The sequence below is a fragment of the Microbispora rosea genome (assembly GCF_044460045.1).
Classification (GTDB): Bacteria; Actinomycetota; Actinomycetes; order Streptosporangiales; family Streptosporangiaceae; genus Microbispora; species Microbispora rosea.
Genome location: NZ_JBITJO010000001.1, coordinates 1,078,531 through 1,094,965 on the forward strand (window position 1 = coordinate 1,078,531; position 16,435 = coordinate 1,094,965).

Genomic DNA, 16,435 nt, shown 5'->3' on the forward strand with positions numbered 1-16,435 from the left:
CCGGCCATCGCGCCTCACCTGCCTGACGTGCTGGAACATGCTCCACATGAGTCACGCGCCCCCGGCGTGCGGGAACCGCGAGCAGACGGGTGAGAAGGTCGCCTGTTCGGGCAGAGGACGAAGAAGTCGGAGTCACTGGTTTCCAGTTTGGCATCTGCGGGGAGAGTCGCCCGGAGTCGTGATTTCGTATAGACACGGAGTCGTAGCGTGGTTGAATGCCGCGCATCGGGTCGTGCCTCTGGACTACCAGGATGCATGACCTGTATCGAGACCTACGCAAGTAAGGCGCTGGAGGATCTGTGGATCTGAAGTTGGACCACCATTCCGAGGACAATCTCACCATCGTCGATGTCGAGGGTGAGATCGACGTCTACACCGCGCCCAGACTGCGTGAGCTGCTGATCGACCTGGTCAACAAGGGCAACTTCCACCTGCTCGTGAACATGGAGAAGGTGGACTTCCTCGACTCGACTGGCCTTGGCGTGCTGGTCGGCGGCCTCAAGCGGGTGCGGGCGCACGACGGCTCCCTGGAGCTCGTCTGCACGCAGGAGCGCATCCTGAAGATCTTCCGCATCACCGGTTTGACGAAGGTCTTCGGGATCTACGCCTCGGTCGAGGAGGCCAAGGAAGCCCACGGCCGGGACAAGTGACGGCCGGGGACTCAGCAACATGGCCACCGTCGAGCTGACGTTCAGCGCTCTGCCCGCCCACGTGCGCACGGCCCGGTTGGTCGCCACGGCCATCGCCCGTCGCACGGGAGTGGCTGAGGCGATCCTGGACGAGGTGCGGCTCGCCGTCGGAGAGGCGTGCTCGCGGGCTGTGGAGGCGCACCGCCTCCACTGCCCGGGGGAGCCGGTGCGCATCGAGTTACGCGATGACGCGGGGCGTTTCGAGGTGACGGTCACCGACGCCGCCCCCGGTGAGGACGTGACGCCCCAGGTGCTGGAGGCGGACGGCAGCCTCATGCCCGAGATCGACAATCTGGGCATCGCGGTCATCGCGGGGCTGGCCGACGACGTCGAGGTGCTTCCGGGGCCCAAGGGCATGCGCATCCGCATGAGCTGGCCCGCGTCGCCCCACGGCATCGCCGCCCTCTGACCGGCGAAAGCCTCCGAGGACTTCGGAGAACCTCCGAGGGCATCCGAGGAGGACCTTCACGGACCCCGAAACCCCGCCGAGACAGGACCTTCACGGACTCCGAAACCCGCCGTAGGCAGGACCTTCACGGACTCCGAAACCTGCTGGGACGGGACCTTCAAGGCACGACCTTCAAGCAGATCGAGTGTCGCCCCCGGCGTGACACTCGATCTTTTGCTATGCCCGGCCTGATTTCGGACGGTCCGAAATCAGGGACAAGGGAGTGCCGTAACCAGGGCGACCATCACCGCCGCGCACCTGACTCCGCTGGTCAAAGCCCCTTCATAGCGGTGCAAATGTTGGGGCATTACTAGACGCCGCTTCGATTACGACGCGCGAGGGCCTTCATATCCGTGGCGTCGCTGCGTAGACTCCCGGCACCGGCCAAGGTATTGCGGATGCAACCGGAAGCGGCACTTGCCAACCCGCCCGGAAGCGCCGCACAGCCAGTGGGTTCGTCCAGCGTCGTCCGGGCAGGAGGACCGAAACCCCGTCTGGCCGAGGAGGACGGATGTTTGCCTTGCACGCCGCTGGCGAAGGCGCAGCGGTAGCCCTGAACGGTTCCCATCTCACTCTTGTCATAGTCGTCGCCGTCGTGGCGTTGCTGGCATTGGCGGTCGCGGGCACTCTCGTCCGCGAGGTGCTCGCCGCCGGGCAGGGCACCGAGCGAATGCAGAACATCGCGCGTGCCGTGCAACAGGGCGCCGCCGCGTATCTCGCGCGGCAGTTCCGGACGCTGGCCATATTCGTCGTCATCATTCCGTTCCTGCTTCTGCTGCTCCCCGCGGGCTCGACCGGCGAGCGAATCGGCCGGTCCGTGTTCTTCGTCGTCGGTGCGGTGTTCTCCGCGCTGACCGGTTTCATCGGAATGTGGCTCGCCGTACGCGGAAACGTCCGCGTGGCGTCCGCCGCCCGTGAGTCGGGCGAGAAGACCGCGATGCGCATCGCGTTCCGCACGGGTGGCGTCGCCGGCATGTTCACGGTCGGCCTGGGCCTGCTGGGCGCCGCGATCGTCGTGCTGGTCTACAAGGGTGACGCGCCGAACGTCCTCGAGGGGTTCGGCTTCGGCGCCGCGCTGCTCGCGATGTTCATGCGTGTCGGCGGCGGCATCTTCACCAAGGCCGCCGACGTCGGCGCCGACCTGGTCGGCAAGGTCGAGCAGGGCATCCCGGAGGACGACCCGCGCAACGCCGCCACCATCGCCGACAACGTGGGTGACAACGTCGGCGACTGCGCCGGCATGGCCGCCGACCTGTTCGAGTCGTACGCCGTGACCCTGGTCGCGAGCCTGATCCTGGGCAAGGCCGCGTTCGGCACCGAGGGCCTGGTCTTCCCGCTGATCGTCCCGATGATCGGTGTGATCACCGCGGTCATCGGCATCTTCACCACGGCTCCCCGCTCCAGCGACCGTTCCGGCATGGCCGCCATCAACCGCGGCTTCTTCATCTCCGCCGCCATCTCGGCCGTGCTGGTGGCCGTCGCCGCGTTCGCGTACCTCCCGTCGAGCTTCGCCGAGCTGTCCGGCGCCGCCGCGAACGTCGCCGGGCTCACCGCCGACCCGCGCCTGATCGCCATCGGCGCGGTGCTCGTGGGCCTGGTCCTGGCCAGCGCCATCCAGATCCTCACCGGCTACTTCACCGAGACCAACCGTCGCCCGGTGCGGGAGATCGGCGAGAGCTCGCTCACCGGTCCCGCCACCGTCATCCTGTCCGGCATCTCGGTCGGCCTGGAGTCCGCGGTCTACTCGGCGCTGCTGATCGGCGGCGCGGTCTACGGCGCCTTCCTGCTCGGCTTCGGCAACGTGACCGTGGCGCTGTTCGCCGTGGCCCTCGCGGGCACCGGCCTGCTGACCACGGTCGGCGTGATCGTGTCGATGGACACCTTCGGCCCGGTCTCCGACAACGCCCAGGGCATCGCCGAGATGTCGGGTGACGTCGAGGGCGAGGGCGCCCGGGTCCTCACCTCCCTGGACGCGGTCGGCAACACCACCAAGGCCATCACCAAGGGCATCGCGATCGCGACCGCCGTGCTCGCGGCGACCGCGCTGTTCGGCTCGTTCCGGACCGCGGTCGAGGGCGAGCTGGCCAAGGCGTCACAGGGCGTGAAGGACGCCCTCGGGTCGTTCGCGAACTTCAGCCTCTCGGTGGACGCCCCGAACGTCCTGGTCGGCCTCATCGTCGGCGCGGCCGTCGTGTTCCTGTTCTCCGGCCTCGCGATCAGCGCCGTCGGCCGAGCCGCCGGCCGGGTCGTGTACGAGGTGCGCGAGCAGTTCCGCACCAAGCCGGGGATCATGGACGGCAGCGAGCTGCCGGACTACGGCCGTGTGGTGGACATCTGCACCCGCGACTCGCTGCGCGAGCTCGCGACCCCCGGTTTGCTCGCCGTGCTGACTCCGATCGCGGTCGGCTTCGCGCTCGGGTACGCGCCGCTCGGCGCCTACCTGGCCGGCGCCATCGCGGCCGGAACGCTGATGGCGGTGTTCCTCGCCAACTCCGGCGGCGCCTGGGACAACGCCAAGAAGCTGGTCGAGGACGGCCACCACGGCGGCAAGGGCTCGGAGGCGCACTCCGCCACCGTCATCGGTGACACCGTCGGCGACCCGTTCAAGGACACCGCGGGCCCGGCCATCAACCCGCTGATCAAGGTGATGAACCTGGTCGCGCTGCTGATCGCCCCGGCCGTCGTCACGTACGCCGACAACGTCGCGGTCCGCGTCACCGCGACGATCGTGGCGGTGGCGGTCGTGGTCGGCGCCGTGGTGGTCTCCAAGCGCCGCGCCTCGGGCATCGCCCCGTCCGGCGAGGCCGACGAGGCCTCCCGCGCCACGGAGCCCGTCGCGCACTGAACGCTCGTCAACCGAAGGCACTGAGAACGAAGGTCCCCTGCTCCTGGAGCGGGGGACCTTCTCCATACACTGAGCACTTATGGACAAGCCAAACGGGGGCAGGACGCTGGCGCTGATCCTGCTGACCATGGCGGTGATGATTGCTGTGATCGTGGGCCTCGCCGTCTGGGCCATGCCGTGAGCGCGCGGACGCTCGTCGTGGTCAGGCACGCCAAGGCGGGTCAGGCGCCGGGCCTCCCGGACAGCGAACGTCCGCTCACCCCCGGCGGTGAGCGGGACGCCCGGGAGGCGGGGGAGGAGATCCGGCGACTCGCACCCGGGCTCGTCCCCGGACTCGTCCTGTGCTCGCCGTCGGTCCGCACCCGCAGGACCGCCGAACTGCTCGGCCTCGACGCTCCCGTCGAGATCGAGCGCGACATCTACGAGGCGTACCCCGACGACCTGCTCGGCGTGCTGCGCCGTACGGACGGCGAGATCATGTCGGTGGTGCTCGTCGGCCACAACCCGGGGGTGCACGAGCTCGTCGCCGCCCTGACCGACGCGCGGCTCGACGGCTTCCCACCCGGCGCGTACGCGGTGATCGAGCTGGACGTGCCGTGGGAGGACCTCACCCCCGGCACCGGGCGGCTGGCCCGGATGAGCCGCCCCTGATTGCGGTGCGGCACGGCGGGTAATAACAAGCGCCTGCCGCTCAGGAACGTCGTGCTCGCCAGGGCGCTGAGGCTGGAGGATCCACGCCTCGCGCTCGGTTTCGGCCTGACCGGGGCCGCCTGCCTGGTGATCCCGCTGCTCACGGGCCTGCTCACCGGGCATCCCGCGGGCGGCGCGACGGTCGGCCTCGGCGCGTGGCTGGTCGCGGGGCGGGCCATCGTGAACCCCGCGGGCATGCGCACGCCCTACCTTCTCGGCGTGGTGCTGTCGGTCGGCGTGGGGACGTCGCTGGGGATCCTGCTGTCGGGCAGCAGCTGGGCCATGGTCCTGGTCGCCTCGGCCCTGGCCGGGCTGGGCGGCCTGGTGCGCCCGATCGGCGTCACCCCGGCGCTCACGCTGCTGCTGACCGCCGCCAACCCGCTGCCGCTCGATCCCGCGCCGCACACCGGCCTGCAACTGCTCGGCGGCCTGCTGGCGGCCGTCCTGCTCACCCTGCCCTGGCCGTGGCGGCGGACCCGCCCGGTCGTCGCGATGCTGGGGGAGACCGCCGACACCCTGGCCGGGCTGGTCGAGGCCGTGGCCGACCCCTCGGTGGGTCAGGACGAGTGGGACGAGCGCCGCAGGAAGGCGGCCGACGCGATCGCCGAAGTCCGCCTGGCCCGGGCCCGCCGCGTCCGGTGGGAGCGGTCGCGGGCGGCCGCGGACGTCGCGCTCGCGTTGCGCCGGGTGTTCCACGAGATCATCGCGTTGCGCGGGCTGTGCGACACGCTGGCCCGGCGTGCGCCCGGCGCGGCGGACGAGGCGGGAATCCGCGACCTCGTGGGCTCGCTGTCCGCGGCGCTGAGCACCTATCTGGCCGAGTGCCCGCCCGAGCACGTGTCAGTCATGGATTTCGGCGACCGGGTCGACCGGCTGCGCGACCGGGCCGCGGGCGGCGAGCGCGAGATGGTGGTGCTCGTCCTCCTCCGGCAGATCGCCCACAGCGCCGGGCGGATCCGGGAGGCGCTCGACGGCTCCACCGAGGCGGCCCGCTGGCTGTGCGCGCACCGCCTCGATCTTGCCACCCTGGCGGTTCCCTCGTCGCTCGCCTTCGACGACCCCCGCGTGCGTCACGCCCTGCGGGTCCTGCTCGGCACCGCCTTCGCCTCGATCGTCATCGTGCTGTTCAAGCCCGCGTTCCCGCACTGGCTGGTGATCGCGGTGCTGGTCACCATCCAGCCGACGTACGGGGAGACGCGGGCCAAGGTGTGGGCGCGGGTGGGCGGCAGCACGGCCGGCGGTCTGGTCTCGGCGGCCATCCTGAACATCGCGCCGGGGCACTGGACGCTCGTCGCGCTGATCGGGGTGTCGGCCGCGCTGGCGTTCGGCCTGGCGCCGACGCACCAGGCCTACTGGGCGACGTTCATGACGATGTGCGTGCTGCTGCTGCTCGACTTCCAGATGCCGCAGACCGCGACGATCGCCGAGTCGCGGGTCGTCCTGACCGTCGCCGGTGGCGTCATCGCCATCGCGTGCGCGCGGCTGCTGTGGCCGCGGGGGGAGACGGAACACCTGGCCGAGCGGGTCGGCCGGATGCTCGACTCGCACGCGGCGGTCGCCCGGACGGTGGCGCAGCTGGCCAGGAGGAAGGCGGGCGCGGAGCGGGCCGAGGAACGGATCAGGAAGGCCGCGGTGGACGCGGAGATGGTCACGGGGGCGCTCTGCTACATCGCCAAGGAGCCCGGCGGCACGGCCCCCGAGACCGTCGACGAGGCCCTGGAGGCCGCCCAGCGGGTCCGCGACGACCTGCTGACGCTGATCTCGGTGCTCCGCGACGAGCCCACGGGTGGTGGCCCGGTCCCCGACGTCCTCGACGCGGTGGCCGGCCACCTGCGGGCCACCGCACAGGCCGTGCGGGGGCGGGAGCCGTACGAGCCGGCGGCGGAGATGTGCCGGGGACTCGCGGACGACGCCGTGTGGGTCGGCGCCCAGGCCGAGCGCCGCCTCACCGAACTGGAGGCGGACGCGACCGAGCCGGGCTCGGGGCGGGCGCTGCTGCGCACCGCCGCCGTCGACCAGGCGCTGCGCTCGCTGGACGCCGACGCCGTACGGCTGTGCGCCGCGGCGGCCGACGCCTTCGCAACCGGGCCCTGAGATCTCAGTTCATGGCGGGCGGCATGCCGTCCTCGGCGTCGGCCGCCTCTACCTCCTCGCGGGAGATGCCGAGCAGGTAGAGGATCGAGTCGAGGTAGGGCACGTTGACCGCGGTGTCGGCGGCCTGCCGCACGATGGGCTTGGCGTTGAACGCGATGCCGAGCCCGGCGACGGCGAACATGTCGAGGTCGTTCGCGCCGTCGCCGATCGCGACGGTCTGGCTCACCGGGATGCCCGCTTCGGCGGCGAAGCGCTCCAGCGCGCGGGCCTTGCCCGGCCGGTCCACGATCTCGCCGACGACCCGGCCCGTGAGCCGGCCGTCCACGACCTCAAGGGTGTTGGCGGCCGAGTAGTCGATGCCGAGGTCGGCCACGAGGGAGTCGGTGATCTGGGTGAAGCCGCCGCTCACGATGGCGAAGCGGTAGTCGAGCCGCTTGAGGGTCCGCACCAGCGTGCGCGCGCCGGGCGTGAGGACGACCTCCTTGACGACCTTCTCGAAGACCTCCTCCGACAGCCCTTCGAGCAGCGCGACCCGCCTGACCAGCGACTCGGCGAAGTCGAGCTCGCCGCGCATGGCCTCGTCGGTGACCCGGGCGACCTCGTCCAGGCACCCGGCGTGCCGGGCGAGCAGCTCGATGACCTCGTTCTGGATCAGCGTCGAGTCGACGTCCATCACGATCAGGCGCTTGGCGCGGCGGTGCAGGCCGGTGCGCTGCACGGCCACGTCCACCTGTTGCGCCGCCGCCTCCGCGGCCAGCTCCGCCCGCATCGCCTGGGGGTCGGCGCCGGACACCGCGAGCTCGATGCACGTCACCGGATAGCTCGACAGGCGTTCGATCCTGTCGATGTTGGCGCCGCTCGCCGCGATCCGGCCGGCGATCCCGGCCATGGCGGCGGGCAGCAGTGGCGCGCCGAGGACGGTGACGTGCAGCCGCCCGCGTCGTCGCTTCTCCTTGGAAGTGGTGCCGGTCGCGATCTCCAGGTCCATGTCGAGGTCGGCGGCGACCTGTTCGACGGCCGTCCACAGGCCGCCGATCGTGCCTCCGGTGCCGGTGGGTGGCCCCCCGGCGTAGGCGACGAGGACGCCCAGGGTGAGGCGGCCGCGGATGACGACCTGCTCCACGTCGGCCACGACGACCGGGAACCCGGACAGTACGGAGAACAGCCGCGAGGTGACGCCCGGGCGATCCGGACCGGTCAGCGTGATCAGGAGCGTGCGCTGGTTCACGTTGTTTGAGGTTACTGCGCCGCTTGTCATGAGCGCGCACGAGGTTCACGATGCGGACGCCTTCATGCCCCCGCCCTGAGGCTCCGCTGTCATTTCCGCATGTCGTCATGGTGGTGGGCCGCGAAACGGGCCGGGAGAGACGGGACGCCTCGCCGCGGCCGGCACCCCCCGAGGAAGGATGCGACACGCATGACGATCTCTCTGCAGTCCCAGCACTCCCTTGACTCCGGCCGCTACACCGTCGGGCTCGCCGAGAGCGCCGCAGACCTGCGTGCCGCCCAGCGCCTGCGCTACGAGGTGTTCGCCGGGGAGATGGGCGCCCGGCTCGACTCCCCCCTGAACGGGCTCGACGTCGAACCGCTCGACGCGTACTGCGACCACATCCTCGTCCGTGAGGGCGACACGGTGGTCGGCACCTATCGCCTGCTGCCGCCCCGCCGCTCCGACCGGCTCTACTCCGACTCCGAGTTCGACCTCCGCGCGCTGAAGGGCCTGCGCGGCGACCTGGTCGAGGCCGGGCGTACGTGCGTGCACCCCGACCACCGCGGCGGCGCGGTCGTCGCCCTGATGTGGGCAGCGATCGCGCAGTACATGACCAGCCTCGGGCACGCCTGGCTGGCGGGCTGCTGCTCGGTGCCACTGGACGACGGCGGCGCGGTCGCCGCCGGTGTGGTCGACCGGGTCGCGCTGGGGCCCGAAGAGTATCGCGTCACGCCGCACACGCCCTGGCGCGATGCCGGGGTCCCCCTCCCCGACCGGTTCACGGTGCCCCCGCTGCTGCGCGGTTACCTGCGGCTCGGCGCGTGGATCTGCGGCGCTCCCGCCCACGATCCGGACTTCGGCACCGCGGACTTCTTCGTGCTGCTCTCCGTGGCCGACGCCGACCCCCGCTACCTGCGGCACTTCCTGGGCGGGACGCGATGAGCGCCGTCACCCACCTGCCGGCGGCCTCCTCCGCCTGGCTGCCGGCGTCCCCCTGCGCGCCGGACGTCTGCCTGCGGACGCAGGCGCGTACGGCCGGTCCCCTGCGGCGGGCCGCCCGCCTGACGGGCGCGGTCCTCGTGCTGCTCGCCGGTCTGCCGATCGCGCTCGCGCTGGGCCGTACGGCGTGGCGGGGGGCGGTCACGACGCGCTGGTCGCGTCTGCTGCTGCGGGCCCTCGGCATCAGGATCGTGACGCGCCGCGGGTTCTCCTGCATCGGGGGCGCGGCTCGGGCGCGAGCCGTACCGGAGGAGGACGGGCCCGCCCTGCTCGTCGGCAACCACGTCTCGTGGCTCGACCCCCTGGTGATCACGGCGACCTTCGCCTGCCGCCCGCTGGCCAAGGCGGAGGTGGGCAGGTGGCCGATCGTGGGCACGCTCGCCGCCGGGGGCGGCGCGCTGTTCATCGACAGGGACAGGCCGTCCGCCCTGCCGGGGGTCGTCGCGGACATGACCGCCGCGTTGCGGCGCGGTGAGAGCGTGGCCGCGTTCCCCGAGGGCACGACGTGGTGCGGACGCGAGATGGGGCGGTTCCGGCCCGCGGTGTTCCAGGCGGCGCTCGACGCGGGGGTGCCCGTGCGGCCGATGGCGCTGCGTTTCCTGGAGGGCGCCGCGGCCGGGCGAGGCAGCGCGGTTCGTGGAGGCGCAGCGTTTGAAGGCGCCGGGGTTTGTGGAGGCGCCGGCGAGCGGACCGCCCTTTCGACCCGGCCGTCGTACGTCGGGGACGACACGCTGCTCGCGTCCGTCCTGCGGATCGTCGCCGCCAGGGGCCTCGTCGCGGAGGTGACGGTCTTCCCCGCCGTACGGCTGGACCGTCCGGCCGCGTACGGCGGGCGGACCCCCAGGAGGGAGGCGCGGATGGCACTCGCGCGGATCGCCGAGGCTCAGGTCAGGACGGGTCTGGCGGGACCCGGGGAGCAGGCCGTAGCGGCCTGACGGGGCGCCGGACGATCGACGGCGCCTGCCCGGGACGCGGGCGGGCGCCGTGGGGGATGGATGGACGTCAGCGGGTGATCGTGCTCTTCGACTTCACCCAGCCGATGCTGTCGCCGAACTCCGTGAGCAGTTCCTTGGGGTTGGTGTTCGTCGACGTGTCGACGACGGCGCCGCCGAAGTAGCCGTAGAGGTTGCCGCGGGCGGACCCGCTCACCTGGGCCTTCGCATAGAACGTGTAGCTCTTGCCCTTCTGGAGGCCGGGCAGCACGCACAGCGCGCGCGTCCGCTCCCGCGTGCAGTGCTCGTGATACCTGGAGCCGTGCGGCACGTAGATCCGAGTCTTGGTCACGTTCTTGGGGAACTTGACCGCGAGGAAGATCTCGTCGGTCTTGGTCCTGAGCTTGTTGACGAGCGTGACCTTGTACGTCACCACGCGCCCGGCACGGACGCGGTAGGGGAAACTGACCTGGATGCGGACGGGCGCCGAGGTCGCCGTGGTCGCCGCGGACGTCGCGGTCGCCGAGGACGAGCTGGACGTGGCCGACGACGCGGCGGAGGCGGGCGCGCCGGACGCGACCAGCGCGCCCGCGGCCAGTGGCAGGGCCAGCAGCGCGGTCGGCTTGCCGATGAGGGTACGCATGCGGTCAGCCTTGACGATCGAGATCACGGTTCGATCACGTGTCACAGGATGAGATGGCTGTCGCCGAACTCGTGCCAGAGGTAGCCCTCCTCCAGCGCCGCCTCGTACGAGGAGGTCAGCACGCCGGTCCCGGTGATCGCCGACAGCATCATCAGGTGGCTGGAGCGGGGCTCGTGCAGACCCGTGACGAGGCCGTCCACCGCTCGCACGCCTCCCGCGGGCGTGACGACGTGTGAGGTCCAGCCCGACGCCGCCCGCACCGTGTCCGGGGCGGAGGCGTCGAGGGCGGCGGTCTCCAGAGCCCGTACGACGGTCGTGCCGACGGCGATCACCCGGCCCCCGTGCTCGCGGGTGATGTTCACCAGCCGTGCCGTCCACGGGGAGACCGAGAACCACTCGGGGTAGGGCGGTTCGTCCTTCTCCGGAGACGCGACCCCGGTGTGCAGCGTGATCGGTGCGACGCCGATCCCCCGGCTGACCAGGGCGGTGACGAGCTCCGGGGTGAACGGCCGGCCGGCGCTGGGCATCTCCGCGCTGCCCGGCTCGACCCCGAAGACCGTCTGGTAGTGGGCGAGCGGCCAGTCGCGCCCCACATAGCCGTACCGGATGGGCACGCCGTGCGCGGCGAGGTAGGAGAGCACGTCGCGATCGAGGTGGGCACGCCACAGGCGCGGCGTCTCCTGCGCCAGCAGGCGCAGCGTGGCGCCTCCCGGCAGCGGCAGCCACTCGCCGGGCGCGGCGCCGGAGTAGGGCTCCGTCGCCTTCGCCGTACGGCGGCGCAGCTCGACCAGCCACTCTCCGGACGCGAGGCGGCCGGAGAAGTGGACGGCAAGCCGGTCGAGCCGCACCGCCGCGGGCAGGGTGGCGGAGTTGTTGACCACCAGCAGGTCGCCGGGGGACAGCAGCGACGGCAGGTCGGCGAAGACGTGATGGGTGATCTCGCCGGTGTCACGCCGGGACGCCAGCAGCCTGACCTCGTCGCGGCGCAGCCCGCGCGCCTCCGGCGGTTCGTGCGCCTCCAGCGGCGCCGTCAGCGCGAACTCGAACGACCCCTTCGCCCCATGGGGCCGGATCGCCGAATCGGGGGCCGTCATTCCAGCGCTCCGCGGGTGAAGCGGCCGGGAGCGGGACGGGAGCCGACCAGGCGCAGCAGCGCCGGGACCACGCTCTCGGGCGGCGGCGCCGCCCCGGCCTCCTCCGGGCCGACGGCGTCCGCCAGCATGCGGGTGCGCATCTCGCCCGGGTCCACCCACCAGACCGCCACGTCGGGCTCCTCGGCGGCCAGGACGTTCGACACCTGGTCGAGGGCGGCCTTGGTCGCGCCGTAGCCGCCCCAGCCCTCGTACGCCTCGACGGCGGCGTCGGAGGAGATGTTGAGTATCGCGCCCTTCCGCTTGCGCAGCGCGGGCAGCGTCGCCTGGACCAGCGCGAGCGGCGCGATCACGTTCGTCTCGAACAGCGCGCGCAGCGCGTCCGGCGGATAGTCGGCGAGCCTGGGCAGCGGGGTGGGGCCGAGCCCGCTCGCGTTGTTGACCAAAAGGTCCAGCTCGGGCACGGAATCGGCGAGCCTGGCCACGTGCGCCGGGTCGGCGACGTCTCCGGGAAGGGCCCGGGCGCCGAGGTCGAAAGCGGCCGACATCAGGTCCTCCTCGCCGCGCGCGGTGAGCAGGAGCGACCAGCCGTCGTCGGCGAGTGCCTTGGCGAGAGCGAGTCCCAGCCCTCGCGACGCTCCGGTGATGAGTGCGTGCTTCATGCGCTCCACGCTAGAAATCGGCACGTCAGAGGCGCATCGGACCGAGGTCCGGCCGTCGCTCGGCAGTTGGGTCTAGGTCCTGCGGCCGACGCGGCCCACTCGCCGCGGGACCTACTCTGTGTTGCGTGCCCGAGCCTGCCGACCCCGCTGCCGCCTGTGAACGGGACCGCGACGCGGTGCTGCACGCGGTCAGCTCGGCCGTGCTCGCCGTCACCCGTCACCTGTCGGTCCGCGAGGTCCTCCAGGTGATCGTGCGGTCCGCGGCGCGGCTGCTCGACGCGAAGTACGCCGCGCTCGGCGTGCCGGACGACGACGGCGCGTTCGCGGAGTTCGTGGCCGAGGGCATCCCCGACGAGCAGTGGGCGGCCATCGGGCCCACCCCGCGCCAGCACGGCATGCTGGGCGCGATGCTGCGCGAGGGGACGCCGGTGCGGCTGCCCGACATCCGTAGGGACCCCCGGTTCGAGTGGTGGCCGAAGGCCCATCCCATCCTCAAGGACTTCCTCGGTGTGCCGATCACGGACGGCGCCACCGTCCTCGGGATCATCTTCCTGTCCAACAAGCGGACGCCCGGCGGGTTCGGCGAGGCCGACGAGGAGCTGCTGACGCTGTTCGCGGCGCACGCCGCCATCGCGATCACCAACGCCCGGCTGTACGAGCGGGGGCGTGAGCTCACGGTCGTCGAGGAACGCACCCGGATGGCCCGCGAGCTGCACGACGCCGTCAGCCAGAAGCTGTTCTCGCTGCGGCTGACCGCGCGGGCCGCCGCGGCGCTCGCGCGTACGGACCCCGAGCGGGCGGCCGAGGCGATCGATCGTGTCGAGCGGATGGCGGGTGAGGCGCTGACCGAGCTGCGCGCGGTGATCGTGGAGCTGCGCCCGGCCGAGCTGGACCGGCACGGCCTGGTGGAGAGCGTGCGCAAGCAGGCGGCCCTCCTCGACCGCCTGCACCCCGTGACGGTCGCGTTCTCGGCGGAGGGCGAGCCGCCGGACGACCGCGACCTCGCGCCCGAGATCGAGGTCGCCGTGCTCCGGGTCGCCCAGGAGGCGCTGCACAACGCCGTGCGGCACGCCAGGGCCGCCCGCATCGACGTACGGCTCGCGCACCGGGAGGCCGCCCTGGTGCTGGAGGTGACCGACGACGGCGTCGGATTCGATGAGGCGGGCGTGCACGGCTTGGGGCTGCCGTCGATGGGCGACCGGGCCCAGGCCGCCGGCGGCACGCTGACGGTCTCCTCCGCGCCCGGCCGCGGCACGACGGTACGACTGGAGGTGCCCGCGTGATCCGCGTGCTCATCGCCGACGACCACCCCGTCGTACGGCAGGGCCTGCGTACGTTCCTGGAGATCCAGGAGGACATCAGCGTCGTGGGGGAGGCGGCGGACGGCGCCGAGGCGGTCGAGATGACCGGTGCGCTCGCACCCGACGTGCTGCTGCTCGACCTGAAGATGCCGGTGCTCGACGGCCTCGGCGCGCTCGCGGAGCTGTCCGGCCGGGACGTGCGAGTGATCGTCCTCACTTCGGTCAGCGACCGCGGCGACGTGGCCCCGGCCATGCGGGCGGGCGCCGCGGGCTTCCTCTACAAGGACGTGGACCCCGGCGCCCTCGTCCAGGCGATCCGGGCCGTGTACGGCGGGCAGGTCCTGCTCGCGCCCGAGGCGGCCGAGGCGATGCTGGCCGGCCCGGCGGACCGCGTGCAGACCGAGGCGGGGTCCGCGCTGACCGACCGGGAGCGCGAGGTGCTGCGGCTGCTCGCCGCCGGGCGGTCGAACCGCGAGATCGCCCGTGAGCTCGTGGTGGCGGAGAAGACCGTGAAGACGCACGTCTCCAACGTGCTCATGAAGCTCGGCGTGCAGGACCGCACCCAGGCCGCGCTCTATGCCGTGCGCCACGGCCTGGCCTGACGAACTGTCAGTTCGCGTCGCGAACTGGTTACTCTGGTCCGGTGAGCAAGAATGCCGATGGCCGGATCGGGACGGTGGCCGCACTGGTGCGGTCCACGTTCCTGGTGAACGCCGTGTATGCGAATTCCGCCCGCGAGTACGGCCTCACCCAGCAGCAGGGCCAGTTGCTGTGCGTCCTGATGGCGCAGCCCTACGGCATGAGCGAGCTGGGCGCGATGCTCGGCCTGGCGAAGTCGAGCCTGACCGGCCTGGTGGACCGCAGCGAGCGCAACGGGCTGGTGCAACGCACCCCCGACCCCCAGGACTCCCGCGCGGTGCGGGTGTCGCTCACCGGGCAGGGCGCCAAACTGGCCGACGAGTTCTACACCGAGACCTGTCGCCGTGTCGAGGAACTCGCGTCGGGGCTGGCCCCGGCGGAGCGTGACACGCTCGCCGCCCTGCTCGGCCGTGTCGTGACGGACAACAAGGTCCCCACCGTCTTCCTGGAACCGGATCCCGTGCGCTGAATCCCGGGGACGATTGAAGTTCGTGCCACGAACTAATATGGTTCGTGGCACGAACTTTTGTTTTCGGGGAAAGGCGGAACAATGTCGGCACAAGACGTCGTCTTCGGGTTCGGCGCGCACTCCGGCGTCGACGACATACCCGAGCTGCTGCGCATGGTCCGGCAGGCCGACAGGGACGGGCTCGACATCTTCACGCTGTCGGACCACCCCTACCTCGGCGGACGCGTGGACGCCTACGCCGCGCTCGGCTTCATCCTCGGGCAGACGCGGCACATCGCCGGTTTCGCCAACGTCACCAACCTGCCGACCCGCCCCGCCCCCATGCTGGCCAGGATGGTGACGTCGTTGTCGGCGCTGTCGGGCGGCCGGATCGTGCTCGGCATGGGCGCGGGCGGGCTGTGGGATCGCATCGCCGACATGGGGGTGCCGCGGCTGACACCAGGCGACGCCGTGGACGCCTTCGAGGAGGCGATCGTCCTGGTCAAGCTGCTGTCGGGCGGCGGCCCTCCGGTCACCTACCAGGGCACGCACTACCAGGTGAACCACATAGAGCCGGCGCCGGTGCCCGCGCCGCCGGTGTGGACCGGGTCGGTCGGCCGCAAATCCCTGGCGGCCACCGGCCGGGTGGCCGACGGCTGGATCCCCGGCCACGCGGCCGACTGGCTCAGCGAGCGTTACCGCACGTCGCGGCCGGTCGTCGACGAGGCGGCGGCGTCCGCCGGCCGTGATCCGCGGGAGATCCGCACGGTCTTCAACTTCCCCGGGCGCATCACCGACCGGCCGCTGCCCGCCACCCGCGACTCCGACGGCCGCTGGATCGGCGGCTCCGCCGCCCAGTGGGTCGAGGAACTGACCGGAGCCGTGCTGGAGCACGGCGCGTCGGGCTTCACGCTCTTCTCCGCCGACCACGGCGCCCCCGACCTCACCCTTCTGGCCCGCTGGGCCCAGGAGGTCGCGCCCGCCGTCCGCGAGGCGGTCGCCGCGCCGTGAACGCGGGTCAGACCTGGGACTCGACGATGGCGTTGTGCGCGGCCACCCTGGCCCGCCGTACGGCGCGGTCGAGGTCGCGCAGGGCCTGCCCGCGGGCGGTGACCTGCCCGGAGGTGAGCCCCCGCTCGTCGGCGAGACGCAGCGCCACAGACAACCGGGCGGCCAGGGCGCCGACCCGGTGCGCCCTGCCGGGATAACCGGGGGCGAGGGCCTCGCCCGCGCGGTCGAGCGCGTCCGGCGCCGGGAAGCCCTGCGCCGGGCCGCCCACGCCCAGCAGCGCCTCGGTGGCGGCCATCATGGTGGTCCGCAGCGCCTGCTCCGCCTCGGCCAGCGACGGCACGTCGGGTGGCACGGACGACGCCTCGGCCACGGTCCAGCGGATTCCGCAGTACGACGAGCCGCGCCGGTCGGCGGACGGCACGAGACCGAGGCACCGGCCGGACAGCACGGCCACGGCGGCCTGGCCCGCGTCGATCGCGGCGCCGTTGAAGGCGGGCGGCCCGGTGAGCCCGAGGGGGTCGCCGGGCACCGGCAGGGCCAGCCGGAACGCGCCCAGCCCCTCGATCCGCCGGTCGACGAGGTAGGCGAGCAGGGGGGTCTCGACGTCATCCGCCGCCACCACCTGAGGCCCGGCCTCGCGCTCGACGCGGTCGAGGGCGTGCTCCAGGCTCACGTGTCCCCCGAGCCAGGCGTTGCCCCAGGCGACGAGCGTGGCGGAGATCGGTGATTCGAT

General features: G+C 72.2%; 16 protein-coding genes. 11 read left to right on the forward strand and 5 right to left on the reverse strand.

Features of this window, described 5'->3' with window-relative positions:
* The first annotated feature begins 299 nt into the window (after positions 1–299).
* From ACIBK1_RS05210 to ACIBK1_RS05230, 5 genes are all read left to right on the forward strand, one after another.
* On the forward strand, positions 300–650 hold the full coding sequence (locus tag ACIBK1_RS05210) for an STAS domain-containing protein (RefSeq protein ID WP_030506779.1): 351 nt from the start codon (positions 300–302) through the stop codon (positions 648–650).
* Between the two features lie 19 nt (positions 651–669).
* Positions 670–1,098: an ATP-binding protein gene (locus ACIBK1_RS05215; protein WP_030506780.1), complete on the forward strand. Its 429-nt coding sequence runs from the start codon at positions 670–672 to the stop codon at positions 1,096–1,098.
* Between the two features lie 550 nt (positions 1,099–1,648).
* Positions 1,649–3,982: a sodium-translocating pyrophosphatase gene (locus ACIBK1_RS05220; protein WP_030506781.1), complete on the forward strand. Its 2,334-nt coding sequence runs from the start codon at positions 1,649–1,651 to the stop codon at positions 3,980–3,982.
* A gap of 177 nt (positions 3,983–4,159) precedes the next feature.
* Positions 4,160–4,633: a SixA phosphatase family protein gene (locus ACIBK1_RS05225; protein WP_063754572.1), complete on the forward strand. Its 474-nt coding sequence runs from the start codon at positions 4,160–4,162 to the stop codon at positions 4,631–4,633.
* Positions 4,634–6,766, forward strand: a complete 2,133-nt coding sequence (locus ACIBK1_RS05230; protein WP_396732463.1) for an FUSC family protein — start codon at positions 4,634–4,636, stop codon at positions 6,764–6,766.
* Positions 6,767–6,770: 4 nt separating this feature from the next.
* On the opposite strand, the gene serB is transcribed toward ACIBK1_RS05230, so the two are convergent.
* Positions 6,771–7,994, reverse strand: a complete 1,224-nt coding sequence (gene serB, locus ACIBK1_RS05235) for a phosphoserine phosphatase SerB (protein WP_231513787.1) — start codon at positions 7,992–7,994, stop codon at positions 6,771–6,773.
* 189 nt (positions 7,995–8,183) lie between these two features.
* On the opposite strand from serB, the gene ACIBK1_RS05240 reads away from it, so the two are divergent.
* Both ACIBK1_RS05240 and ACIBK1_RS05245 read left to right on the forward strand, forming a co-directional pair.
* Complete coding sequence (locus ACIBK1_RS05240; RefSeq protein ID WP_396732466.1) at positions 8,184–8,918, forward strand: GNAT family N-acetyltransferase; 735 nt, start codon at positions 8,184–8,186, stop codon at positions 8,916–8,918.
* Positions 8,915–9,910 carry a lysophospholipid acyltransferase family protein gene (locus ACIBK1_RS05245; protein WP_051761446.1) on the forward strand — a complete coding sequence of 332 codons (996 nt, stop codon included), beginning with the start codon at positions 8,915–8,917 and terminating at the stop codon, positions 9,908–9,910. The genes ACIBK1_RS05240 and ACIBK1_RS05245 overlap by 4 nt, the downstream gene beginning before the upstream one ends.
* A gap of 67 nt (positions 9,911–9,977) precedes the next feature.
* Here ACIBK1_RS05245 and ACIBK1_RS05250 read toward each other — a convergent pair whose 3' ends face one another.
* From ACIBK1_RS05250 to ACIBK1_RS05260, 3 genes are read right to left on the reverse strand one after another with little or no spacing between them, the layout of a single operon-like run.
* Positions 9,978–10,550 (reverse strand): hypothetical protein, encoded by a 573-nt coding sequence (locus tag ACIBK1_RS05250; protein WP_156080829.1) that lies wholly within the window; start codon positions 10,548–10,550, stop codon positions 9,978–9,980.
* Between the two features lie 41 nt (positions 10,551–10,591).
* Positions 10,592–11,644: an S-adenosylmethionine:tRNA ribosyltransferase-isomerase gene (locus ACIBK1_RS05255; protein WP_396732470.1), complete on the reverse strand. Its 1,053-nt coding sequence runs from the start codon at positions 11,642–11,644 to the stop codon at positions 10,592–10,594.
* A complete protein-coding gene (locus ACIBK1_RS05260) occupies positions 11,641–12,303 on the reverse strand; it encodes an SDR family NAD(P)-dependent oxidoreductase (RefSeq protein WP_030506789.1) in 663 nt (220 codons plus the stop codon). Before ACIBK1_RS05260 ends, ACIBK1_RS05255 begins: the two co-directional genes overlap by 4 nt.
* A gap of 125 nt (positions 12,304–12,428) precedes the next feature.
* Here ACIBK1_RS05260 and ACIBK1_RS05265 point away from each other — a divergent pair, with 125 nt between their 5' ends.
* The 4 genes from ACIBK1_RS05265 (at position 12,429) to ACIBK1_RS05280 (ending at position 15,702) form a co-directional block, all read left to right on the forward strand.
* Positions 12,429–13,586: a GAF domain-containing sensor histidine kinase gene (locus ACIBK1_RS05265; protein WP_051761448.1), complete on the forward strand. Its 1,158-nt coding sequence runs from the start codon at positions 12,429–12,431 to the stop codon at positions 13,584–13,586.
* A complete protein-coding gene (locus ACIBK1_RS05270) occupies positions 13,583–14,206 on the forward strand; it encodes a response regulator (RefSeq protein WP_030506791.1) in 624 nt (207 codons plus the stop codon). Before ACIBK1_RS05265 ends, ACIBK1_RS05270 begins: the two co-directional genes overlap by 4 nt.
* A gap of 41 nt (positions 14,207–14,247) precedes the next feature.
* Positions 14,248–14,712, forward strand: coding sequence for a MarR family winged helix-turn-helix transcriptional regulator (locus ACIBK1_RS05275; RefSeq protein WP_030506792.1), 465 nt, complete (start codon positions 14,248–14,250; stop codon positions 14,710–14,712).
* Positions 14,713–14,793: 81 nt separating this feature from the next.
* A complete protein-coding gene (locus ACIBK1_RS05280; protein ID WP_396723620.1) occupies positions 14,794–15,702 on the forward strand; it encodes an LLM class flavin-dependent oxidoreductase in 909 nt (302 codons plus the stop codon).
* A gap of 7 nt (positions 15,703–15,709) precedes the next feature.
* On the opposite strand, the gene ACIBK1_RS05285 is transcribed toward ACIBK1_RS05280, so the two are convergent.
* Positions 15,710–16,435 carry a hypothetical protein gene (locus ACIBK1_RS05285; RefSeq protein ID WP_030506794.1) on the reverse strand — a complete coding sequence of 242 codons (726 nt, stop codon included), beginning with the start codon at positions 16,433–16,435 and terminating at the stop codon, positions 15,710–15,712.

What these genes read in the sequence shown, in the direction of transcription:
- ACIBK1_RS05215 (WP_030506780.1), top strand. Translation starts at nt 670, where the DNA reads ATGGCCACCGTCGAGCTGACGTTCAGCGCTCTGCCCGCCCACGTGCGC.
- ACIBK1_RS05220 (WP_030506781.1), top strand. Translation starts at nt 1,649, where the DNA reads ATGTTTGCCTTGCACGCCGCTGGCGAAGGCGCAGCGGTAGCCCTGAAC.
- ACIBK1_RS05240 (WP_396732466.1), top strand. Translation starts at nt 8,184, where the DNA reads ATGACGATCTCTCTGCAGTCCCAGCACTCCCTTGACTCCGGCCGCTAC.
- ACIBK1_RS05245 (WP_051761446.1), top strand. Translation starts at nt 8,915, where the DNA reads ATGAGCGCCGTCACCCACCTGCCGGCGGCCTCCTCCGCCTGGCTGCCG.
- ACIBK1_RS05250 (WP_156080829.1), bottom strand. Translation starts at nt 10,550, where the DNA reads ATGCGTACCCTCATCGGCAAGCCGACCGCGCTGCTGGCCCTGCCACTG.
- ACIBK1_RS05255 (WP_396732470.1), bottom strand. Translation starts at nt 11,644, where the DNA reads ATGACGGCCCCCGATTCGGCGATCCGGCCCCATGGGGCGAAGGGGTCG.
- ACIBK1_RS05260 (WP_030506789.1), bottom strand. Translation starts at nt 12,303, where the DNA reads ATGAAGCACGCACTCATCACCGGAGCGTCGCGAGGGCTGGGACTCGCT.
- ACIBK1_RS05280 (WP_396723620.1), top strand. Translation starts at nt 14,794, where the DNA reads ATGTCGGCACAAGACGTCGTCTTCGGGTTCGGCGCGCACTCCGGCGTC.